Annotated in this window: 20 protein-coding genes; 11 read left to right on the top strand and 9 right to left on the bottom strand. The window is 44.3% G+C overall.

Features of this window, described 5'->3' with window-relative positions; translation table 11 throughout:
* Positions 1 to 64: 64 nt before the first annotated feature.
* Positions 65 to 283 carry a hypothetical protein gene (locus B5X72_RS11395; protein WP_079717035.1) on the bottom strand — a complete coding sequence of 73 codons (219 nt, stop codon included), beginning with the start codon at positions 281 to 283 and terminating at the stop codon, positions 65 to 67.
* A 170-nt stretch (positions 284 to 453) separates the two neighbouring features.
* Here B5X72_RS11395 and B5X72_RS11390 point away from each other — a divergent pair, with 170 nt between their 5' ends.
* Positions 454 to 1,446, top strand: coding sequence for a helix-turn-helix transcriptional regulator (locus B5X72_RS11390; protein ID WP_079717034.1), 993 nt, complete (start codon positions 454 to 456; stop codon positions 1,444 to 1,446).
* Here the strand turns inward: B5X72_RS11390 and B5X72_RS21125 are convergent.
* On the bottom strand, positions 1,433 to 1,567 hold the full coding sequence (locus B5X72_RS21125; RefSeq protein ID WP_262497472.1) for a hypothetical protein: 135 nt from the start codon (positions 1,565 to 1,567) through the stop codon (positions 1,433 to 1,435). The genes B5X72_RS11390 and B5X72_RS21125 overlap by 14 nt on opposite strands.
* Positions 1,568 to 1,864: 297 nt before the next feature.
* Here B5X72_RS21125 and B5X72_RS11380 point away from each other — a divergent pair, with 297 nt between their 5' ends.
* The 3 genes from B5X72_RS11380 (at position 1,865) to B5X72_RS11370 (ending at position 3,079) form a co-directional block, all read left to right on the top strand.
* The gene (locus B5X72_RS11380) at positions 1,865 to 2,104 is read left to right on the top strand and encodes a hypothetical protein (RefSeq protein ID WP_079717032.1); all 240 of its coding nucleotides are present in this window, start codon (positions 1,865 to 1,867) and stop codon (positions 2,102 to 2,104) included.
* 9 nt (positions 2,105 to 2,113) lie between these two features.
* Positions 2,114 to 2,596, top strand: a complete 483-nt coding sequence (locus B5X72_RS11375) for a MauE/DoxX family redox-associated membrane protein (RefSeq protein ID WP_079717031.1) — start codon at positions 2,114 to 2,116, stop codon at positions 2,594 to 2,596.
* Between the two features lie 144 nt (positions 2,597 to 2,740).
* Positions 2,741 to 3,079 carry a hypothetical protein gene (locus B5X72_RS11370; RefSeq protein WP_139378660.1) on the top strand — a complete coding sequence of 113 codons (339 nt, stop codon included), beginning with the start codon at positions 2,741 to 2,743 and terminating at the stop codon, positions 3,077 to 3,079.
* A 58-nt stretch (positions 3,080 to 3,137) separates the two neighbouring features.
* On the opposite strand, the gene B5X72_RS11365 is transcribed toward B5X72_RS11370, so the two are convergent.
* From B5X72_RS11365 to B5X72_RS11355, 3 genes are read right to left on the bottom strand one after another with little or no spacing between them, the layout of a single operon-like run.
* Positions 3,138 to 4,511 (bottom strand): RagB/SusD family nutrient uptake outer membrane protein, encoded by a 1,374-nt coding sequence (locus tag B5X72_RS11365; RefSeq protein WP_079717029.1) that lies wholly within the window; start codon positions 4,509 to 4,511, stop codon positions 3,138 to 3,140.
* A gap of 11 nt (positions 4,512 to 4,522) precedes the next feature.
* Positions 4,523 to 7,708, bottom strand: coding sequence for a SusC/RagA family TonB-linked outer membrane protein (locus tag B5X72_RS11360; protein ID WP_079717028.1), 3,186 nt, complete (start codon positions 7,706 to 7,708; stop codon positions 4,523 to 4,525).
* Positions 7,709 to 7,744: 36 nt separating this feature from the next.
* Positions 7,745 to 9,058 carry a peroxiredoxin family protein gene (locus B5X72_RS11355; RefSeq protein WP_079717027.1) on the bottom strand — a complete coding sequence of 438 codons (1,314 nt, stop codon included), beginning with the start codon at positions 9,056 to 9,058 and terminating at the stop codon, positions 7,745 to 7,747.
* A 796-nt stretch (positions 9,059 to 9,854) separates the two neighbouring features.
* Here B5X72_RS11355 and B5X72_RS11350 point away from each other — a divergent pair.
* The 7 genes from B5X72_RS11350 (at position 9,855) to B5X72_RS11320 (ending at position 17,249) form a co-directional block, all read left to right on the top strand.
* Positions 9,855 to 10,394, top strand: coding sequence for a helix-turn-helix domain-containing protein (locus tag B5X72_RS11350; protein ID WP_079717026.1), 540 nt, complete (start codon positions 9,855 to 9,857; stop codon positions 10,392 to 10,394).
* 47 nt (positions 10,395 to 10,441) lie between these two features.
* Positions 10,442 to 11,185 carry an HNH endonuclease gene (locus B5X72_RS11345; protein WP_079717025.1) on the top strand — a complete coding sequence of 248 codons (744 nt, stop codon included), beginning with the start codon at positions 10,442 to 10,444 and terminating at the stop codon, positions 11,183 to 11,185.
* A 16-nt stretch (positions 11,186 to 11,201) separates the two neighbouring features.
* A complete protein-coding gene (locus B5X72_RS11340) occupies positions 11,202 to 11,675 on the top strand; it encodes a hypothetical protein (protein ID WP_139378659.1) in 474 nt (157 codons plus the stop codon).
* Entirely contained in the window at positions 11,672 to 12,898 is a 1,227-nt protein-coding gene (locus B5X72_RS11335) for a DNA phosphorothioation-associated DGQHR protein 1 (RefSeq protein WP_079717023.1), read from the top strand. The genes B5X72_RS11340 and B5X72_RS11335 overlap by 4 nt, the downstream gene beginning before the upstream one ends.
* 97 nt (positions 12,899 to 12,995) lie before the next feature.
* Positions 12,996 to 15,218 (top strand): DNA sulfur modification protein DndB, encoded by a 2,223-nt coding sequence (locus B5X72_RS11330; RefSeq protein ID WP_079717022.1) that lies wholly within the window; start codon positions 12,996 to 12,998, stop codon positions 15,216 to 15,218.
* A gap of 1 nt (position 15,219) precedes the next feature.
* Positions 15,220 to 16,002, top strand: coding sequence for a DUF2971 domain-containing protein (locus tag B5X72_RS11325; RefSeq protein ID WP_079717021.1), 783 nt, complete (start codon positions 15,220 to 15,222; stop codon positions 16,000 to 16,002).
* 86 nt (positions 16,003 to 16,088) lie between these two features.
* Positions 16,089 to 17,249, top strand: a complete 1,161-nt coding sequence (locus B5X72_RS11320) for a cysteine desulfurase family protein (protein WP_079717020.1) — start codon at positions 16,089 to 16,091, stop codon at positions 17,247 to 17,249.
* Position 17,250: 1 nt separating this feature from the next.
* On the opposite strand, the gene B5X72_RS11315 is transcribed toward B5X72_RS11320, so the two are convergent.
* The 4 genes from B5X72_RS11315 to B5X72_RS11300 all read right to left on the bottom strand — a co-directional run bounded on the left by B5X72_RS11315 (position 17,251) and on the right by B5X72_RS11300 (position 21,759).
* Positions 17,251 to 18,465, bottom strand: a complete 1,215-nt coding sequence (locus B5X72_RS11315) for a DGQHR domain-containing protein (protein WP_079717019.1) — start codon at positions 18,463 to 18,465, stop codon at positions 17,251 to 17,253.
* A gap of 20 nt (positions 18,466 to 18,485) precedes the next feature.
* Positions 18,486 to 19,070 (bottom strand): hypothetical protein, encoded by a 585-nt coding sequence (locus B5X72_RS11310; protein ID WP_079717018.1) that lies wholly within the window; start codon positions 19,068 to 19,070, stop codon positions 18,486 to 18,488.
* Positions 19,071 to 19,184: 114 nt separating this feature from the next.
* A complete protein-coding gene (locus B5X72_RS11305; protein ID WP_079717017.1) occupies positions 19,185 to 19,586 on the bottom strand; it encodes a DndE family protein in 402 nt (133 codons plus the stop codon).
* Entirely contained in the window at positions 19,579 to 21,759 is a 2,181-nt protein-coding gene (locus tag B5X72_RS11300) for an AAA family ATPase (protein WP_079717016.1), read from the bottom strand. Before B5X72_RS11300 ends, B5X72_RS11305 begins: the two co-directional genes overlap by 8 nt.

The following is a 21,759-nucleotide window of genomic DNA, read 5'->3' as shown; positions in this document are numbered from 1 at the left end:
AGGTGTTTCCAGCCGGGGGCTGAAAAAGGCGGGGCCCCTTCCACAGCGCCCCGCTTCCATCGGTCTAGAGCGGCTCGAAGTCGCACTTCGGCTCGCGTGGCTTGTCATCCCCGCTCAGCCAGCCGTAGATGGCGTGCAGGGGGATGGGATTTTCCAGGATGGCGCCACCCATGTGGCGCCGCCCATTGGCAAACGGTGTGTCCATGCCTCTTTTTGATTTAAGATAAAACCATCGCCCGCTTTCCGTTTTAACGGGGCATCGGGCACCTTCCCCGTACCGCAATAATGGGGCATAGCGGGCGGCAAAAAAAATGGGTGGGACAAACGGCCGGCAGGGCGTGTATCAACAACCAGAAACAGGGACAAGCTGCACAGGCGGCCGTTCGTCCCTGAAAACGGTCGTTCGTCCCTGCGGGTTTGGTTTGTTGGCGTGCCGGTGGTTAGTTTCGGGGTGTGCGGTTATCCCTACACATCGATTGCCCTGAAGCCCGCGTGCATGGCGGCGATGCCATCCAAACGGCCGTGGCAAGTAGCACGTATCCGCTGCCGGGCGCGGAGGTGCGTTATTGGGTGGGGCGGGGTTGGCGCGTGCTGGAGCAGGGATATGACCTGCCCGACGTGTATGTGTGCAGCATCGAGGTAGCGGCCACGGGCGACGTGACCATTCCCATCCGCTGCCCGCGGCATGACCTGTATGGATTTTATGTGCTGGCGGGGAGGGTGAGGCTCACCGGAGCCGGGGCGCCCACCGCCGTATTGGACACCGCTGCCGGCCATTACCGGCTCAGCTACCTTCCTGCGGCGGCCTATACCTGTCATTTTGGAGCCGGCAAGCATCACATTTTCTATTTCGTACCCAAGGATACCCTGCTTTTCCGGGAGCCCAGCCCCGAGCTGGGAGCGGGCATTGCGCCAGTGGAGGCGCTGCGGGCACGGCTCGGTACCCCTAAGGTGAGCGCCAGCCTATCAATGGCCGGTATGGCGGGGGATGCCATCCGCCGGTTCCTGCGCCATCCGGGAGCTACCTACCTGCGGCGCTACCTCGCCATCCAGGTATTGGCCATGACGTTGCTGCTGGAAGCCTGCGAAGCCCTGCGTGTGCAGGAGGGTGCCGGCAAGGTGGGCGCATTGCTTGCCCAGCGCATGCGCACCTATATTGATGAACGGGTAGCCGACGGCGGGGACGTTGACACGGCATCCGTGGCCCGCCGCTTCGCGGTATCCTACGTCTATGCTAAGATGATTTTCCGTAAACACATAGGCCAGCCCATCGGCGGATATATCCGCGGGTGCAAGCTGGAGCAGGCCCGTCGCATGCTCGAAGCCGGCGACAGCCCCACGCAGGCAGCGCGGTATGTCTGCTGGACACCCGCTTATTTTAGCCGGGCTTTCCGGGCCAAGTATGGGTACCCACCGGGGCAGCATGGAAATGCTATTTCTTCTTAAACAGAAAGACGATATATTTAAAACCACCGGCCGTGGGCACGGTGACGCCGATTTTCAGCCGGGTGTCATTCAGCTCATATACCTGCAAGGCCACACTGTCGTCCCCGGCGCCTATGGTCATTTTCTTGGATGCTTCATCGTAGGCATAAGGCTGGTTTGCCAGCGCGTGCCCGCCAGCACATCGGCAGGATCGTCTTTGCTCCCATTATCGTTTTTTTCACATGAAATAGCAGCGCAGCCGCAAAGCACCAACAACAAAAAACGTATTGATCTCATCATATTTACCAGCCTATCGTATGAAAATTTGATTGTGCTACAGTAATCAATTTACAGCTTTCGCAATACTATCAAATAAATCAATAAATCCTGTATCAGATAAGTCAATACCTGCCTCTAAGGCTGCCCTACATTTGCTGGTATGAAGGAAGCGAAAGACGTAAGTTTTATTATTCTTGGGGGTATTGCCGTAGCAGCCATCTGGTCGGTAACAGCCATTTATTTCGAATACGCAGCGCACTCCTACATCGAAACCATTCTCTCCGAGCCGGACACCGGTTGGTACTATGTTGATACACCGGTGGATTGCCCGCCGTGTAAAGCAAGGCATACGCGCTATTCGGCAAGATTGAATAGGATCACTCCATATGAATACACCTGAACATATACCATGAATACGAAGACATTATATCCCGACATTGCGATCCGCGTACTTTTCGTGGCCCTTTATACGTATACGGCAGCGATGAAGCTACTCGACTTTCCCGTGTACCGCATCAAGATGCGGCGCCAGCATTTTTTCGAGCCGCTGAAGGAATGGCTGGTGTGGGGTGTGCCCCTTGCCGAACTATTGGTAGCCACCGGTTTAATACTTCCGTTTCTGGTGGCGGCACCAAGGCTGGGGCGGGCCGGGTTGGTGGGCAACCTTATGCTTATCAGCGCTTTCACACTGTATACGGGCCTGGCAGCGTCCGGCATTTTTGGTTATGTGCCCTGCTCTTGCGGGGGATTCTTGGAAGGCATGGGCTGGTGGGTACATTTCCTATTCAACCTGGTATTTACGGCACTTGCAGCCGTTGGCGTCTGGCTGCAACGGGATATGATAAGAGGCGCCGATGTTTCACCATCGGTCTGTGGGCGGTTTTCGGGCTGATGTGGCTTGGCCGGCTGCGCGATAGCAAGACAACAAAGGGGCGATATCAGGGCCCAAACTCACAACGGTTATTTGCTTGCTTACTCGCGCCAGCGCAGCCAACATCACACGGAGACGGCACAGATTGATAAAACTTTAAAGCCTATGGTTTTTAAAAAAGTAGTTGGTTTATTTATGGTGGCAGTGATGATGTTTTCGGTATGCTTTGCCGTAGCAAAGCACAAAGCCGAAAAAAACAAGCCCGCCAACGCATTGCAGATGCAATGGGAGTTTAACCCCCAGGGGGAAGATCAGAGTACTACAAACCCTGAAAACTACCAGCCGGGTAGTCTGGGTAGTTGTGAGGGAGATGATGAGGTCTGTGGGATCATAGCGCCGGAAGGCGAACCGGGTCACCCGCTCATTGTCGAAAATAGCGATCTGTACAACCGGATACTCACGCTTGACGGGAGCGCGGGAGATGTTTTCCTGAGAGCTAACTAAACCTGTTGTGGGTCTAACAGGAACAGCGAATGGACAAAAATCCATTCGCTGTAATTATTTAGGGGTTCTGCTCGATGCTTCCCAACCGGATTACATCATATGGAATTTTAAAGGTATATCGGGGAGAATTGGGTTCCAAAGTATACACTTGACTGCCGATCCGGCGATAAAGTGCCTTTGCGAACCGAGGATCCAAATTCAACCGTCTCAGGTCCGCCCAACGTATCCCTGCGCGAAACGCCAGCTCTTTCTCGCGTTCCTGGAGTATGATTGCCAAGAGTTCCTCTCCATCTTGAAAGGTTTGTTTTTCGTAAGTTGCACGTTTATAGCGCATTGACAGTAAGGTGCTCAGGTCATCATTAGCAGCCGACGTATTGCCCATTCGGGCGTAGCACTCGGCCCGGGTTAAATACATTTCATCCGTTGCTAATCCGAAAAAAAGTGAAGACGACGTACTTCCGTCATAGTTGCCATAAAAACCTAATACACCCTGCGTGTTTACCCGATAAAAGAGCGATTTACGTAAATCGTCATCGTAGTAGCGTCCATATAGGGTGGTATCCACCCCTGCCCTGCTGTTGCTGAGTATCGCGGAAAAATTACCGCATGTTGCGTGAAAGATAACTTCTTCGTTTAACGCGGGAAATTGCGGCTGGGCAGACATGGTATCCAGATCGTTGTAATCAATAAGTGCCGGTTGCAGCCTCAGGGAAGAATCGGCATATGCCCCAGCTTCTGCGTAGTGTTGCATTGTTAAGTAAACGCGACTCAACGCTGCATATGCAGCGGCTTTGGAAGGCAAGGTTTTCACGGCAGGCAGGTCGGGCAGCAATGGGACCGCAGCCTTCAAATCGGCGATGATCCTTGCATAGGTTTCGTCGAGGGTGGCACGATAGGAACGCTCATTGATGTCCGGCGACAGCCGGAGCGGGATGCCGAGCAGGCCGTCGTTATTGCCCTGTTGGTAAGGCGGAGCGAATAACTGGGCTAAGTGATAGAAATTGTAGGCGCGCAAGAAATATGCAGATCCTTTGATGCTGTTTCGGTTTTCCTCATGCATGTTCCCCAAGGCTGCTTCATCGATCGAAGCCAATATGACATTGGTGTCATAGACGCGGCCATAAGCCTGATACCAGTTATTCTGATGAGCGGGCTCGCCCCCCCACGTGTAATTGTTCCTGCCCGTTTCATCGCGTGATAAAAAATCTGCCTCACTCAGGTAATAGTAGTCGGAGGCATAGTCCCCCGCAAAAGGGTAACTTCCATTGAGCCTCGTTTCGTTGTTGAGGATAGCTTGGTAATGAGCCAAATTGGTCAGCAATGCCAAGGAACTTTGGGGCTTTACGCCCAAGAAGTCCGAGCATCCAAAGAAAGCCGGAGTGCCGAGCAGCACAGCCAGATATTTTATGATGGGTAGTGTATCGTTTTTCATGTTGTTGACAGCTAAAATTTAAGATTCAGACCGAGTGCAAATGTGTTGGATGGGGGCGTGCTATTGCCATATATGGGGTTTAAGCCCGATTTCCCCGCTTTCCAAAGAAAGATATCCAAGTTGTTGGCATATCCGGTTATGGTGATTTCTTTCAGGGTTCGGATATTTGTCTGCACGGAATAACTGATATTGACATCCTTAATCCGCACGTGGTCTCCTTTTTCAATGTTGGCTTCGGATAGCCGGTAAAACGTATTCCTGTTGCTGTTTATCGGATATTCCATTGCCGGTACAGAGGTATGCTGTTCATCACCGGGTTTTTGCCACCTGCTGTAGTAGTCGCCATGCCAGGCCGATTCAGGTGTAGCGCCATACAACACGGAGTTTCTGCGGAAAACAAAGCCAAACTGCCCGGTAATGTTTGCAGAAAGGGCAAAGCTTTTGTATTGAAACGTATTGAGCAATCCGGAGAAGTAGGTGGGAAGGGAAGTCCCTTCAAAGACCAGGTCATCCACACCGAGGGTAGCCGCATTCGTCAGGGCGACGTAGTTTTCACTTATTTCGCCATCCAGAAGCCCCCGTGGAGCACCGGTTTCAGGATTCAGCCCCATAAAACGGTAGGAGAAAACGCTGTTCAGCGGATATTCAGTACTGTATGGGATGAATGGCTCACCGGCGTTAACCAGTGTGGCATGTCGCATAATTTCCAATGCCCGGCTTTTATTGTGAGAAAGATACCAATCGGTGGTCCAATTGACGGATTTGTTCAGGTTTATGCTCCGGATGCTCAGATCCCAACCCGTATTGCGTATTGTAGCGCTGTTGCGGTCGTAGTTTTGCAGGCCCACCGTGGGATCCATCGACACGGCGGCAATGATGTCATTCCCCTTTTTCCTATAGTATTCCAGGGTGGCAGATAATCGGCTGTTCCGCGTAGTGAGGTCGATTCCCAGATTCAGCTGGCTGACGTTTTCCCAGCGCAGTTCCGCGTTTGGAGCATTCCGGAGGAAGGCATAATTCGTCCGAGCCAGATTACTAAGGAAAGGGGCATATTCAATGGTGACCACGGCAGGCACGGTATTATTTACATTGCCGCTATACCCATACGTGGCCCTCAGGCTGAGGCTGGAGAGCGCGGAGACATCGAAGAAGGGTTCCTTAGCCACGTCCCATTTCAGGCCAGCAGACCATAGTGGTTTCCACTTGTTATTGGTGGCCACGCCAAATAAGTTGGAAGCATCCCGCCGTGCGGATGCAGAGACTGTATACCTATCCAGGTAGGTGTATGCCCCATTGGCATAGACCGACACAAACCTGTCTGTAGAGAGGCTTGCGGAATTGTTGTAGGGGATTGGCTGGGCTGAGCCCAGCGCTGCATACACCGGAAAGCGCGTAATGTAGTCTACCTGTGCGCTGGTGCGCGTGTCATCATTATACCCATACCACCGGTTTGTAGCGGCGTCGATGCTTGCGTCTCTCAATTCGGCCCCTGCCAGCAGCGTCAGTTGATGAGGTGCGCCAAAACGGCGGGAATAGTTTAGCTGCCCCCGGATATTATGGGAGGTCAGCCTGTCCAAACCTTGATCCAATATGCCTCCCGGAGCAAGGTTATGGGAGGCTTGCCCATCTTCGATGACCGTAAAGCGGTTGATCAGATCCCGCGTGTAGAACAGCTCATCGCTTTGCAGGTTTCTTCGCGATGTGTTTTGCCGTTCAAATTGGTACAGTACGTTGGCTTTTAAGCCCGGCAGCAGTTCGTATTGGATGGACGTGTTGAACAGGATATTCTCGGTTGTCGTCGAGTTGTCGTTCTGATAGATTTCACGCAGCGGGTAGTAGCGCCAGTCTTGCAGCAATCCCTGGCCTGCCGTATCGATAAATGATTGCCGGTAGCCATGTTCCAGTGCCAATGGATCGCCGGCCTCGTTTGCCAGCCTTGCGTAGGGATAGATGATGTCCGAATTGGGCCTTGTCCCGATACGCCCGTTGTTATTCAACGTGTTCGTCGTGTTGGCGTAAGTGATCCCCAACTGGATTTGTAGGTTTTTCGCCGGCCTGAAATTGTTGATTGAGCGGAGCGTGTACCTGTCGTAGCGGTTGTTGCGGAGGTTGTTCAGGTTATTGTCCCACCCCACGGATACACGGTAGTTTGCACGGTCGCCACCGCCGGACATATTCAATGCGTATTGCTGGTTTACAGCAGTCCGGTACACATGGCGGTTCATGTCGCGGCGCACATCGTGTTCACGTAACCCATCGATGATTGCCGTGGCCTCCGCATCGCTCATTTCCCCATTTTTTACGGCGTTCAACAACTCTACAACGGGCGTGACCACCGGTCGCGTGGTGGTGTTGCCCAATATGGAAGCATAAGCCCCCTGGTTGAACAAGTACATTTCCATATCAATGAAGTCAGACGAGGACATTTGCGGGGCATACCAAAGGTCGGGCTTTTCGCCCACGGTGGTGTTGGCGGTAAATGCGATGTTGAAAGGCTCTCCGTACTGTCCTTTTTTCGTGGTGATGACCACTACGCCATTGCCTGCCCTGGCTCCCCAGATGGAAGCGGCCGCTGCGTCCTTCAGGAAGGTTATCTTCTCCACGTCAAGCGGGTTGATGTTGTTGATATCGCCCTCATAGGGGAAATTGTCAACGATGATGAGGGGTTTTGCGATTTCCGTTGTAAGGGTGCTTATGCCCCTGATGCTGAAGTCCTGTTCGGCGGACAGCCGCCTGTCGAAAAGCACACCCGGAACCAGGCCATCCAGCCGGGTGACGATGTCTGTGGCAATCTGCCGGTTCAGCATTTTATTGTCCACTACGTCAAACGAGCCTGTGGCGCGTTCCAGCGGGATGTCTTCATAGCCGGTGGAGACCACCACTTCATCCAGTTGCTGGGCAATGGGTGTCAGGCTTATAAGGAAAAGACCATCGTTTGGAAGTGAAAGATTTACGGTCTGCGTTTCATAGCCCAGAGAGGTTATTTTCAGTACCACGTCTGTGCCTGCAAACCTCATGCTGAAAAAGCCTTCGCTGTCCGTCTTGGCGGCGCTGGTGCCGTTTACTTGCAGGATGCTTACACCTCCCAATGGAATGCTGTCGGCAGCGCTTATAATCTTTCCGTTCAGCAGATGCGTCTGGCCGTAAGTTGAGAGCCATAGGCACAGGTTGAATAGGATAATGATATATGGTTTCATTTCGGGGTTTAAAAGTGTAAAGGATTAGGCCTACCGTTATATTTCGGATAGTATAAAGTAGGTCTCGTTGTTTCTTATTTCCGTCCTTCCATGGAGGTTCAGATGCGCGTCTAAGTCCGCCAGCATCTGTTTCCGGATGGTCTCCAACGAAGCACCGAGGGGAAACGTGCGCTCATAACATAGCGCGTGCCGCCGGGCCCATTGGCTTCGCGTGATTGCCGTTAGGTCGGCTTTCCATTCCGCGTATCGCGCGGGATCGCTTACTTCCCAGATGATGCGCGTTGGCGGAAATTCACGCCCGATGGCGATATAATACAGGTCAAGTATGGACCTATTGCGGTACGATACGCGCCGGATGCCCATCAGGCTGTCCGCTTCGGTAGCCACATAAGGTCCAATCCCTTCGGTATATCCCGTGATGACGGTATAGTACAGCGGACGGTTTGTATTATGCGGCAGGGCGTTTGCCTCGGCGTTGAGGGTGACGAGGGGTGCGTTGAAAAACGGGGTGTTTTCCGTTTTTACGGGCCAATCAAGGGCCTTGCCGCTTTGAAACTCGCTCACGGTGCTGGCCGTCACGTGATTCGTGCCGGTAGTGGCGCGTACCACCCCCTGTGCATCTATCCACACCACATGCGAGATGTACAGATGGGGGAAATATTGCTTGAGCAGCCTGTCTTCTACTACAAACGGCAGCCGTGTACCCTTTACATAGCTATTGGCAGGGATGAATGACGCAACGCGATCCCGTTTTTCGGGGGTGACGGGCAAAATAGACACACTATCGCCAAATTCCAACCCGATGGCTTCCAGCTTGGGGATGGCCTTGATGCAGCCGCTGCACCCGGTGGATAGAAAGTCAAGGAGAATCGTTTTGCCCCGGTACGCCTCCAGCGTAATCGTCTCCTTCCCTTCCGGATGGTTTGCCACCTGTAGCGGCGTGTTCCACAGTTCCTCAGGTATGGCATCGCCTATTTGCAGGGGCTTGATGCCTGCCTGCCGGCCAGACAGGCCTTCGCTTGGAATTGCTTGGCGGGTAAGCGGGCGGGCCTGAATGGACATGCTTACCGCCAGCAGGAGCAGTGCCAGTACCCCATTTGCGCGGCCCCGCCCGGGGTGGGCGAGGGCCTGCGCATGGGTCTGCACACATAGTAAAGTCTTCTGGCCGTGGCCTTGTGGATTAGACGAAAAAAGTGCGCCATTTGTTACAGCGTTTTCCTGTTGCACGGCAAAACCCGCTTTGGCACGGCTTATTGCCCGCTGAATGGCTATGTGGAGTGGCCTTTGGCCGAATTGTATTTGTATCTTGGAAAGGGCAAAGCACTTCCCATAGCGTAAAATTCGCTTCATGTTTTCGTTGGTTATTAGCGGTTTATGAAATTTTTGTTTAAAAAACCGACCGCTGGGCCAATGAAAAATTCAGCGAAAATTTGGAGGTAAAGAAGTAAGACACTACCTTTAGGGTGAACAAAACCAATAAGCAGACATCTACTCCGTGACCTAGACAAACAAAACGCGGTTTTCTTGGCTTGGGGTCGGTGTCACCGGGAAGTGGCCATTGGCATTTTTTGCTTTTGGCAACGGAGGCATTGCGCCCTCTTTGTTTACACGCCCAGCGTTTATTGGCTCCTGCCCTATTCGGGTGGGCAGATAAGGTTTTTTGAGAAGAGTTTAAAGGAGATTTTGTACCACCGTGAGGTAAGGTAAATTCGGTTGAATCCGGCAACGAGATTGCTGAAAAACGCGGTTAGTGGGTTTGGTGTTTTCGTTTTCATAGTTTGATGATTTATGAAAACGATGCACTACTCGCGAAGGCTTAAGGGGTCGGTTTTTTATAACCAAGGGGTGAACCTTAAAGCTTCCGACCTGGTATCGCCAAACACCAACCTAACCAAAGTTAGGGTTCCCCGAAAGACTGACATAAGGTTCACCCTCTGGTAATATGTACAAATATACAGATTACACAGAGATACGGCGAACCTAAGGCCATCTCGTGGGAATTTGGCGATTTCGGTACGAGAGTGACATCGTTATGAAAGAGGTAGTGCCTCTGTCTTAATTGTCGCTTATCTAATTGATAACAAAGGTAAACACACAAATCGAATTATGCAAATTTTATAATTCGATTTTTTAAATCGTGGTTTGCATGGGTGAAAACAAAGGGATAGAGAAACTATTTAAAGAGTATAGATTACATTTCGGGTTGACGCAAAATGCGGTTGAGCAACTAGCTAAACTTAAGAAAAATCAGTATTCAAGGTTTGAATCGGGGAGACAAAAGCCTCGGCCTCATGAGACTAAGGCAGTCGCTAGTATTTACGGTCTTGAAGATTATCAGTTAATGAATCCTAATCAACGCAAACCATCCCTTAAAAGTTTACCTATAAAGACACAACATGCAATATTGAACATTAGAAAATCTGGAACGCAACCTAGGGAAAAACATGAGAAGATAGATTTAGGGAAGGAGATAGACAAACTTATAGCCACTGGAAAATTAAGTAGGCCTATTACCGCAAAGCGCCTATTAGAATTACTGCCTATTGCTGTAAGAGAGGAAATTAATAATGAGTCTAGACGTATAACCGATTTGTTGAAACGTCCGCCGCGTTGCAATAAAGTTAAAGTTGTTGAGAAACCTGAGGGTGAGACGGGTGCGGGTAATTGGTATCAGATAAAGGAATGAAGAGATTCTTTCAATGAAGGTGTCTAGCAACCTAATTTACGAACCTAATGAGAAATCCGAAGTGGCATAGGGATGAATTGATACTTGCACTTGACCTTTATTTCAAGTTGGAACCTGGGCAGATTCACGCTCGGAATCCAACTATTGTTGAGCTCTCTCAGACCCTAAACGCTTTGCCTTTTTCCGATGCTAAAACAGATGCTGAATTATATCGTAACCCCAATGGGGTTGGGCTTAAGTTAAGCAACTTTTTGGCTATAGATCCAAATTATAAAGGAAAGGGCATGCAGTCTTACAGTAAGTTGGACGAGCAGGTGTTCAAGGAGTTCGTTAATAACCAAATCTTACTTCGAAAACTAGCCAGCAATATTAAAGCTACACTTTTGCAAGAAAAGTTAGTCAAGGAGTTGAAAGCTCCTTTAGTAGAAGACGAGGAGGGGGACGAATATTCCGCGCCTGAAGGGAAGTTGCTTTATAAGCTTCATCGTTACCGTGAGCGCAACCGAACACTCGTGGAAAAAAAGAAAAAGGAATATCTGAAAAAGCATGGTTCCCTTGCTTGCGAGCTTTGCTCTTTTGATTTCGAAAAAGTATATGGCGCTACAGGCAAAGGGTTCATCGAATGTCATCACCGCACCCCGCTATCGGAATTAACACCGGATACAAAAACAACATTAAATGACCTTATGCTCATCTGCTCGAATTGCCATCGGATGGTGCATAGGGGGTGGGATAACAAAACTGTAAAAAATCTCAAAAAGGGAAGAGTATTAAAAGACTTGAACGGATAAGCTTATGAAATGATTTATGATTAAAGCACTTTTGACATTACTCTCAAAAAGTAAAACTTGGGAAAACACTATGCATTTTTTAATAACGGTTGTCTTCCTGAGTTCTCTGGGTGTTTGGCTACCTTTTGCAATCGATAAAGCAAAGGTGGATTCCATCGCCTACGAAACGTGGATTGACTTACCAACAAATTTAATCACTTACGGTGTAGCTATAATGATGGTGAGTTACGTTGATAGATTGTTATTCCTTATCAATAACACAACAAAATACAAAAGAAACGGAATCGAGTTTCTTATCCTTCTAATTATAATAATCGCTACAGGTTTTCTGATTTTTATAGCCTATGTTGACTTGAAATTCGGAAGAATTTTAAGTGCTATTAAAGCAACTTCACTTTTCACACTCATTGCTTTAGCAACGTGGATATATGTAAAGGCTAAAAACCCACGTGCCGGAAACTTTTCGTCGATAGGAGGGCCAATGTCATGAGATATTTAGAGTTATACGCAATTAGAGTTTCCCAACCATTGAGTGACTTCTACCTTGCCTCAATAAAGGCTAGAGATCTCTTGAAACTCACTTTTTCGGAGAAACTTGAATATATGGATGAGAATGGAAAATTGAAAGGGAATCAACGGAAAATTGATGAAAGAAGGCTGAAAGAAATTGGAAAATATATAGACTCCGTTGAGATGTCTTTTCCGAATTCAATCATTTTAGCAGCGAATTACTCCGAAGAGGGAGAGTTGGTCGATGATGAAAAGTACAGGTGGGATATTGACTCTGTAGAAGAGAATTTATATAAAATTATCATTCCGTCGGATAAAAAATTAGCCGCTGTTATCGACGGTCAACATCGATTGATGGGTTTTGGTGAGAAATATTTACCTGACCAATCTAAACTTGACGTCGAGTTACCTTGTGCTATATTTTTCGATCTACCAATTTCGTATCAAGCTTTTCTTTTTGCTACTATTAATGGCAATCAGAAAAGAGTAGATAAAAGCTTGGCTCTTGAACAATTTGGATTTAATGTTGAAGACGAACCTCAACACACTTGGACACCCGAAAAACTGGCAGTATTTTTTACACGTCGTCTAAACTTTAAAGATAGTCCAATTAAGGGGCATATCAAAATAGCTCCGAAAATCTCCAGCGCACTGGAAAAACAAGTGTTTGCAACCCAAAAAGAATGGTCTATTTCCACGGCCACTATAGTCGAGGGCATCCTTAATCTGATAACATCAAATGCAAAACGTGACAGAGTAGAAATGGCTCGAGAAAATATATGGGGTAATCGTACCAGAAAGATGGTAGACTCGTTCAAAAATGATAAATCACCGTTAAGACAAGAATACCTTGACAAAAATGATGAATACATATTTAAAGTAATCTTCAATTTTTTATCTGCCGCTAAGAATACGATATGGAAAGATTACGATCCTAAGTCATACATTTTTAAAACAGTTGGAGTACAAGCGCTATTCGATATACTGAAAAGAATTTTACAACACGAAAGGTTAACCGAAGAATATGAATTCGAAACATATTTGGAAACCGCAATGAAATATGATTTTAGCAGTTCTTCGGTTCAAGCTTCCGGCATAGGAAGAAGAGATATTAGAAATGCTATTTTATATTCAACAGGGCTTGTCGACGAGAAACCTTTAAAACCTGAGGACTTGAAGAAAATTAAGGATTTTGAAAGATAATGTCGCAGCTTTTAATATGGAATTGGGGGTGCGCAATATCAAATAAAAAATCGTTAGTCAAAACACTCACACTAACAATGTTAATAATCAAACACTTATGAGTAAGAAAATAATTAAAAAAATTGACAAACAAGACTTTTCACAACCATATAACTGCATTCATTCTGTGCAAAAGTTAAATTCCATATTCGATACAAATGTTTTTGCTGCCAATATTCCACTTAAACAATTATTCAAAAATCGAGATATCTTATTAGTCGACGACCTAAAAGGTGATGCACGTTGGGGCATGAATAAAATTATTCAAAGAAATATTTCAGACAAACGTGTTGAGGAAATAAAAAACGAATACTTGCAGGCTAGCAATAGGTCTATCAAATTTTTTCCCGCGATAACTATAGTGCTTCTACCTAAGACTAAGGGCGAGCCAAGACAATCGTTTGAAAACACTAAATATGGTTTTGACAATATCAAAGGTGTGGAAATCGAAAAAGGTTACGAAAGTGACGAATTCGAGTATGATATGCCTGTGGAATTAAAATGGGATAAGAATCAAATATCAGCTTTAGTAATAGACGGTCAACACCGTGTTAGTGCTATTAGAAAGTTCTATGATGGAAAGAACGAAAGTTCATTTGACAACATAAGCATTCCTGCTACTTTCGTTTTGTTTAAAAATAACAATGCAATAGATCTCATCCAAGCAACCCGTTCACTTTTTATAGATGTCAATAATACACCGAGGTTAGTTTCTGAAGAAAGACTAATTTTTATTGACGATAGAAATATTCAAAGAAGAATATCGGCCAAAATATTTGGATCAAATGCTCCCGGAGAAGAAACTGAAGATGTTTATCAAATTATGCTACAATCAGAAGATTTCCTATTAGCTGATGATTCCTTTGTCAATCGTTATCTCATAGAAGAATCAGGAAAAGACGATGAAGAGGCCAGAGGTTTCCTCTCCAATCATAGCACGCTATTTCCTTGGGAAATATCTAACGTTATGAGTATACATAAAAATATTCTAGGCAACATTTTACTGCGTTATAAAGAAGTAGATAAAACCCGAGATATAAGAAGCATATGTTTTCAGTTACACCGAGCTTTACTTGAAGAAATTGAAAATTACAATTCAATAGAGCAATTATCTGATGACAATACATCAAAAATAGTTGAACGGCTTAAGACTTCTGGTCTTTCCGAAAGCGAAATAGAGATATTTACAAACTTGATAGCAATTAAGAAAAGGAACCTTGAGGAGGTGCAACAGGCAGAAGGAGAATTTCTTGTTGGAACCTCTGCCGACGCAAATGAAGAAAGAGAACGAGAAGAGTTCATTGAAATATTAAAAAACGTATATAATCAAGATTGCACAAAAGACAGTGCTTTTGAACTTTCGTCTTCAAAAGTGACTGAGCTATTCGAAGGAAAAACGTCCCATTTTATTTCGATTATAGTTAAAACTTTCAATTCGTTATGGTTTACAAAGAAAATAAAAGAATCAATCTTGTCTTATAATGGTGACGAAAGAGAGTTAATATTCAACTTCATTGTTTATACCCATGAGACACTTAAAATACATGGAACTACGAGAAGAAAATCCGACAAAGTTGGCAAACAAATCAAAGAGTTCGCAAGAGAAAACGAAATCTCAGCTGAGAAAACGAAGGTCCTTCGCGATTGGAATGAGAAAATAGAAGAAAGTCAAGCTGAAAACTTACTCAGAACGTTGGTAGGCCAAGAAATGCTATTTACCTATATTTTATCAGAGAACGAGAAGATCAATGACATTCAATTAGATGATGTTATAGATTTCATCAATACCTTAGGGAAAGTAGGACTATTTAATAGTGTTAAAGTATTAAAAGTCAATTTTTTCAATATTCCTGATTTTACAATTGAAAACTTTAATCCTTGGTCCGAGATACTAATGAAAGGAGATACAATGAAGCCAGGGATCGTCAATGCAAATAAAGGGGCTGATTTCCTATATCTTCTAAGAAACAAGATGACCGATAGGACAAATGCACAATCCCAAATTAGAAAATTAGAAAGAATACAAAAATCGTATGCATTAGAAATCCTTAATAAACTAGAGCGGGACGATTCCCAAAAAAGACTTAAAATGTACCTAGCATTACAAAAGTTCCCTGACAAACAATTATATCTATCACCTAGCGAAATCTCGGCCATTGAGGAAAAGTTTGATAGCGGAGACCTATTAACTCCCAAGCACAGGAACATTATTGGAAAAGCTTTTGGAGCGATAGCATTAACTCAAGTCATAGACTATTATAACCAGTTGATAGAAAATTAACATGACGCTATACAAGTATAGATATTATCATGATGAACTGTCCAGATCAAGGACAAAAGACATACTTTTAAACAAAAGGCTATATTTCTCAGGCATTGAAGCCTTTAATGACCCATTTGATGGCCAGGTTTATTTGGATCTTGAGGGTACACTACATCAAGTTAGGTCTGCGCAAGCCAGAGTCCAATATGCTATGCGATTGACAAATGGAGGGTTATATGAAGGGATTTCAATGCAACAAGCAATTGATTTAGTAAACAAGAACTTCACAATTGAACATATTGAGAAAAATAGGATAGGAAAGCATAAGTTGAAAAGAGTTCAAGACTTGCATAATAAAAAAGGTGTCCTAGCACTGTCGTCCAAACATGATAACATACTCATGTGGTCCCACTATTCGTTTAACCATATAGGATTATGCCTTGGTTTCGATTTCAGTAAAGAAGATAGCATTTTGAACAAATGTAAAAAGGTACGATACCAAACTCATTATGAAGACATATGGTCTTGGCTTCACACAGATGAAGAAATTGTGGAAAAGATACTTTTTACAAAATCGATAGAATGGCAATATGAAGATGAGTATAGAATTGTAAAGGATGAAGTCGGTTTTGAGTATTTTAAATCCGAGTCACTACAAGAAGTGGTATTTGGTTGTCGTATGAATGAATCTGATAAAAAAGAAATTGTTGATATATGTTTATCAAACGGATTAAATCCGAAGTTTAGACAAACCGAAATAGATTTAAAAAGATACAAACTAAACACAGTTGATTATAAGTGAATTTCCACATATAAAAATATAACTAAAGGCGAGCGAATAGATTAAGTGGCATTGTATACAATTAATTTTAAATACTAATTTTGTGTATGGATGCTTTTGTTTACCTTGATAACAATTCAACCACCCGTGTTGACCCTCGTGTTTTTGACATAATCAAACCATATTTCACCAATTTATATGGCAATGCTGCCAGCAATCACACTTTTGGTGTTGAAGTCAATCAAGGTGTTAAAGAGGCTCGGGCTACATTGGCCAATGGTATTGGTGCAGAAAACAACGAACTCATCTTTACTTCCGGAGCAACTGAGGCTATTAATTTGGCATTACGTGGCACGATGAAGCTGAGTGGAAAAAAAGGCAAACATCTAATTACCGTAACTAATGAACATCCGGCGGTATTGGACACATGCCGGTATTTGGAAACAGAGGGATACGAAGTAACTTACTTGCCTGTAAGTGCTGATGGATTGGTAGATTTGGAGGTATTAAAGATTGCTATTCGCCAAGACACAGTATTGGTAAGCGTGATGCTGGTAAACAACGAAACGGGTGTGATACAGCCTATCAAAGAAATTGCCGAAATCGCACATCAATACGGAGCTTTCTTTATGACGGATGCTACCCAAGCGTTTGGCAAGATGCATATTAATGTAGATGAAATTGGTATAGACCTAATGGCTTTCTCTGCCCATAAATTCTATGGGCCGAAAGGTGTGGGCGGGTTGTTTGTGCGTAATAGGCGCCCCCATAAGGTGAAGCTGGAGGCGCTTATCCATGGTGGCGGGCATGAAAAGGGTTATCGCAGTGGTACACTGAACGTCCCAGGCATCGTGGGGATGGGTAAAGCAGCAGAAATCGCATGGCAGGAAATGGATAGTGATCGGGCTCGCATCGGTGCCTTGCGTGATAAATTAGAAAGTCAATTGCTGGCTATTGAGGGTAGTTTTCTGAATGGCAATCCTGACCATCGGCTATATAATACAATAAGTATAGGATTCAAAGGCGCCGATGCTAACGCGGTGATGATTGGACTGAAAGATGTGATTGTGTCTAATGGTTCTGCTTGCTCGTCTACCAAAATCGAACCGTCACACGTACTTATTGCAATGGGACGAAGTGAACAAGAGGCTTATAGTACATTGCGTATTAGCCTTGGCCGTTTCACTACCGACGAGGATGTTCATATTGCGGCAGAGCGGATTAAAGAAGAGGTAGAAAAGCTACGTAAAAGTATGCCTGTTTTTTAGTTTAATGTGGACTATCTTCCAAAATTAAGCTTAACAAATCTTCTGCTAAAAGGGATTTACCTTTGCTACTGTACGGGTAGACTGTCTCATTATTTTCATTTAATAAAGAGATTTTTTGTGCTTTTGAAAGTTTAGATTTAAAGAAATCTACGCTTAACTTCTTCTCTGACACACCTATATGAAACAATTCTATTAGAACGTCTATAAGCGCCAAAAAACCAATTGTTCTTTGCAGTGGATTATCCGGTGTTTCACCAATTCTCCAAAAAGAATTCCCTTGCTGATCAACAAACGTTTCCTCTACAGCAACAAAGAAATTTTCAAGAGTTTTATAGATATGATTGTCTCTATTCTCGGCGTAAAATTGTCTAAATATCGTTTTAAACGTGCCTCCGACAACAAAATCTGTTCTTTTTTTAAATCTTTCGATTTCAGAAGCTCTAATCGAAGGGCATATTAATGTTATTATCGTCTTGATGAAAATTTGCTGCGAGATATAAGAACTAGCGCCTTTATCTTTTTTTCCTAATAATTTTATTCTACCCGCAAAAGGGCTCAATTTTCCATTGTTATCTTTTTTTATACTATTCAATTCTAAACAGATAGCCAATGCAGTTTTTTGTGGGCTATCTTTTTCAACTAAACCAAATAAATCATAAACGATATCATAAGGCACCTTAACTGGTGTCCTATTAATTGTGGAGAAAAGCATAGCTTGAAAATCGAGTTCGGCGTCTATAAAGATTGATACTACAAATTCAAACTTCAAAAGCTTATTTAATAAATCGGTAACACCAAGTTTAGATAATTCCTCCACAGCAGCCTTCATACCTGCAAATCGATGTTGGCCGTCAATGATCTGTATATAGACAGGGTTTTCTTTGTCATCTAAGTTTATCTTTTCTTCATTAATATATATTATAGGGGGCCCTTCATCTTCTATCTCCTCTAGCATTAAAGCAGAAGGAAGGGAAAGTATTATAGAATTGGGGAATGTTGCTTCTTGGTCGCTTAATATATAGTTTTTAATATCGTTTGCCCTTTGTGTACTAACCTTTCGTTGGAAACTGTCATTGTATACTGGAAGCCCGTCATCGTCAAATGTAGAAATGATTCTGTGATTGATTCCCGCGACTTTGGCAAGTTTTTCAAAACATAGTTTCCCAATAAAAAACTCGACGTTGTTTTGAATGACTTTTTGACAAACTATTTTCATTCTCTCCTTAAAAAAGTAAATTAGAATTCTATTTCATCAGCCTTGTTTATCTTCCCTTCCTCTCGGATATTTTCTCGAATATTATTAAATGATTTGAAATAGCTTTTCACAACCCGCTTTTTCAAGAGAATCATCGTTTTAGTGGTGTTCCAGACATTTACTCCTATTAATATTGTGAATACCAATATAAAAATTTGCCCACAAAGATGAAGCTGTTGTCCTAATGCGGTGAGGAAAGTATATAATGAAGCATTCAAAAACAATAACAGTATACTTAAGCCAAGTATTTTCTTCCTTAAATTTAGATATTTCGGGTTCGTTTTATCTAGTAGAAACATAAACACAGATATACTGATACTGTAAAGGACTAAAGGCAATGAACCATTGTTCAAAAGTCTTAAAATGTACAAAATATCGATTCTCCTACTATTTTCTAATAGAATTGACATCCCAATAGCTATGAAAATAGGTAGAATACTTCCCCAAAAGCTATAAATTTTGAAAAGCGAAATTTCTTCCTTGCCTTTCTCAATAACCCTGGACTCGTTTAAGTATTCATTATCAGAATTGGATAAAAACCAAGATTGAATATTCAGAGGAGACATTTTGGTGTTTTTAGGTTATGTTACGTTTGTTTTTAAATAAATATCTAACATCGCTAGACCAAGTGCTGTCTTTTGTGTTTGATTGTCCTCAATGGAACTACACATACAGACTTGTTAAGATCCTGAGAGCCCTTTCAATCCAGCATCTACCTTATTGACCACAAACTCAAATCCTGTCACATTCGGATTACTAATAAATTCTTCATTCAATAGCTGCAAGCCGTGGTCTATGTGAAGCTTTACATACTTAGCAATATCTTTGTCAGTCTTATAGATTTGGTAATGTGTGCAAATCAATGCAATGTAGTAAGGTGCATTTTGACCGAACAATACCGTGGCGCTGTATTCTTTTCCCTTGGCATCTTGGATATCAGCTAAGGAGAGCTTGACGTCTGAGGCCAAAGAATAGGAGAATGCCATACGGGCGATAACATTTTCTGGGCCAAGGCCTAGCCTACGTGTCAGCTCGGTGACGATTTCCTTATTGGCCGCAGATGTTTTGATGCTTTTAAACATGGCTTACCCCCGCTGTATAATATTCAAATAACTTGCTTGGTTGCACTGGTTCAAATGTGGAATGGTCGTCATCGATGTTTTTGATGAGGTGCGCGCTGTTTACCCGAGGCAAAAGCAATTTATACTCATCTTCGGTAAGTTCCTTTTGCAATAGCGGAAATAAGACCACTTGCTCGGATACTTTGGGATAAAAAGACTCAATGATATTGGCTGAGTGGTGTTTGTCAAACTTCTGGAGCGGGCTATCGATAAAGATGGGGAATTTGATGTTGGACTCATCAACCAATGCTTTCAGCAAGGCGGTGGCGTATAGCTGCTGTTCGCCTTTGGATAGCGTATCCTTATTGACTTGCTGGCCGCGCTTGTCGTATAAGTGGATGTCGATTAAGTCATGGTCAACTTCAACTTCAACCTTATCAACGAAGTCTGCCTTGTGCATCAATAGATTAAGCTCGCGTTTTAAACTCTTCTCCAAAAGCGATTTTTTCTCGGTCTTGAAATTCTTAATGAAAACGTTGAGCTCGGCGATTAGGCGTTCGGCAACTTCATCTTTTGCGGCATCTGTGTCTTCTACCTTGATTTTCTTGGCCAGCTCAGCGACGATTTTGTTTTTTACGCCGACGTCGCGCTGAAGTGAGCCGATTTCTTGGCTGATCTGCAGTAGCTGTTTGTCTATGTCAACGATACGTTCATCAAGGGCGTTTTTTTGCCTGCGGATTTCCTTGATGAGCAAATCATTTTCCTTTGATTCCGCATCGGACAGCTGACGTATAACTTTATTAAATGCAATACGATTTTCTTTTTGCTGCGCCACCAACTCTTTAAAACGTTCGCTATAGGTATATTTTAGATTTGAGAAAATAGCTTCGAACTCGTTTTTTTCCGCTTCAGAAAAAGCAAAAAGCACCTTAAAGTCTGCGTCTGCCTTTTTAGAGGGGCTGAAGCTTTGAATGATGGTCTCCTGCACAATCTTTTGCAGTGATGCTAACGCTTGCCCCTTGATTTTCATAAGTGGGAAGGTGTCCGTCGAAAGTTGGTCTGATACGGCCTTGGCTTTCTCGGCTAACAAAACAGGGTTCAGGTTGCTTTGCTCCATTTCAATTTCTGCGAGTAGCTGTAGGCGTGCTTGCTTCAATTTATGGCCAGCAATGGCAAAGGGAGCAAGCTCCATTAGATCTTTCATGCGGGCTTTGATAGCTTCATAATCTGTAGCCAATTCCCGCTGACGTTGCCGTAGGTGGTTTATAGCTTCAACCGATAATGAGCTGCCTTCCCGAATCAGCTTTTCTTGGTATTGGTCTGCTGCAACTTTCTTAGATAGCTTTTCTTCTTGTAATGCGTCCCGCTGTTCTTCAAACTCGGTTATCAATCGTTTTGACGCTTCGACCTCCTTCTGTAGCTCATCAAACTTCTTCCTGTCTGCTTCCGAAGCCGAATTGCGGCGCATCCGAATGCGGATGTTTTCAAGGTGGTTTTTTAGGTCTTCATATTTTTTGATGCCTAAGACCTCTGCATAGGCCTTGCTCAGACTTTGCTTTTCTTCGATGGATTTCATTTCTGCGAGAGAAACGATTTTTTCCGCATCAAAGAAGAAAAACTTAGCGATTTCCTTCGGTAAGATAAAGTCATGGATGAAGATATCCGGGCCAACGGTTTTTGTCAGCTCGTTTTGCTGTCCATCAATAAGAATAGTGAGCGTATCCTCCTCCCGCAATGTATTGAATGTTCGTTTAACGGTTACTTCATCGCATACTACAGAAGGTAAAGACATATCCGAAAACGTTATTTGAACGCTATAGGACGCTAACCGTTGTTCGTATGCCACGAGGTGGGAATACTTTTCGGGGTGGGTCGCCTTCAAGTTTAACCGATATTCTTCATCATGCTCAAGTTGAAACTGATCAAGGATCGCTTTCGTTTTTCGGTTGAGATTTTTCGCCGCATATTTCTTATACCCCCCTGCTTCATATATTTCGCGACGGTATTTTTCGTCTACATCGACCATCACTTTGCCATAAAGGCACCAAATCAGCGAGGTAAGGAAAGTTGTTTTGCCAAACCCGTTGTTACCTGAAATGATAAACACGTTGCGAAAGGGGGCGTTGAAAAATGTTAATTCATTCTCCCCATGGTATATACGATAGTCATTAAGCTTTACGCTTTTAATAAACAT

The organism is Parapedobacter luteus (genome assembly GCF_900168055.1).
Taxonomy (GTDB): domain Bacteria; phylum Bacteroidota; class Bacteroidia; order Sphingobacteriales; family Sphingobacteriaceae; genus Parapedobacter; species Parapedobacter luteus.
Note: the sequence above shows the minus strand (reverse complement) of the source record. Positions and strands in the feature narration are given on the sequence as shown.

What these genes read in the sequence shown, in the direction of transcription:
- B5X72_RS21125 (WP_262497472.1), bottom strand. Translation starts at nt 1,567, where the DNA reads ATGACCATAGGCGCCGGGGACGACAGTGTGGCCTTGCAGGTATATGAG.
- B5X72_RS11380 (WP_079717032.1), top strand. Translation starts at nt 1,865, where the DNA reads ATGAAGGAAGCGAAAGACGTAAGTTTTATTATTCTTGGGGGTATTGCC.
- B5X72_RS11375 (WP_079717031.1), top strand. Translation starts at nt 2,114, where the DNA reads ATGAATACGAAGACATTATATCCCGACATTGCGATCCGCGTACTTTTC.
- B5X72_RS11370 (WP_139378660.1), top strand. Translation starts at nt 2,741, where the DNA reads ATGGTTTTTAAAAAAGTAGTTGGTTTATTTATGGTGGCAGTGATGATG.
- B5X72_RS11365 (WP_079717029.1), bottom strand. Translation starts at nt 4,511, where the DNA reads ATGAAAAACGATACACTACCCATCATAAAATATCTGGCTGTGCTGCTC.
- B5X72_RS11360 (WP_079717028.1), bottom strand. Translation starts at nt 7,708, where the DNA reads ATGAAACCATATATCATTATCCTATTCAACCTGTGCCTATGGCTCTCA.
- B5X72_RS11355 (WP_079717027.1), bottom strand. Translation starts at nt 9,058, where the DNA reads ATGAAGCGAATTTTACGCTATGGGAAGTGCTTTGCCCTTTCCAAGATA.
- B5X72_RS11350 (WP_079717026.1), top strand. Translation starts at nt 9,855, where the DNA reads ATGGGTGAAAACAAAGGGATAGAGAAACTATTTAAAGAGTATAGATTA.
- B5X72_RS11345 (WP_079717025.1), top strand. Translation starts at nt 10,442, where the DNA reads ATGAGAAATCCGAAGTGGCATAGGGATGAATTGATACTTGCACTTGAC.
- B5X72_RS11340 (WP_139378659.1), top strand. Translation starts at nt 11,202, where the DNA reads ATGATTAAAGCACTTTTGACATTACTCTCAAAAAGTAAAACTTGGGAA.
- B5X72_RS11335 (WP_079717023.1), top strand. Translation starts at nt 11,672, where the DNA reads ATGAGATATTTAGAGTTATACGCAATTAGAGTTTCCCAACCATTGAGT.
- B5X72_RS11330 (WP_079717022.1), top strand. Translation starts at nt 12,996, where the DNA reads ATGAGTAAGAAAATAATTAAAAAAATTGACAAACAAGACTTTTCACAA.
- B5X72_RS11325 (WP_079717021.1), top strand. Translation starts at nt 15,220, where the DNA reads ATGACGCTATACAAGTATAGATATTATCATGATGAACTGTCCAGATCA.
- B5X72_RS11320 (WP_079717020.1), top strand. Translation starts at nt 16,089, where the DNA reads ATGGATGCTTTTGTTTACCTTGATAACAATTCAACCACCCGTGTTGAC.
- B5X72_RS11315 (WP_079717019.1), bottom strand. Translation starts at nt 18,465, where the DNA reads ATGAAAATAGTTTGTCAAAAAGTCATTCAAAACAACGTCGAGTTTTTT.
- B5X72_RS11310 (WP_079717018.1), bottom strand. Translation starts at nt 19,070, where the DNA reads ATGTCTCCTCTGAATATTCAATCTTGGTTTTTATCCAATTCTGATAAT.
- B5X72_RS11305 (WP_079717017.1), bottom strand. Translation starts at nt 19,586, where the DNA reads ATGTTTAAAAGCATCAAAACATCTGCGGCCAATAAGGAAATCGTCACC.
- B5X72_RS11300 (WP_079717016.1), bottom strand. Translation starts at nt 21,759, where the DNA reads ATGTTTATTAAAAGCGTAAAGCTTAATGACTATCGTATATACCATGGG.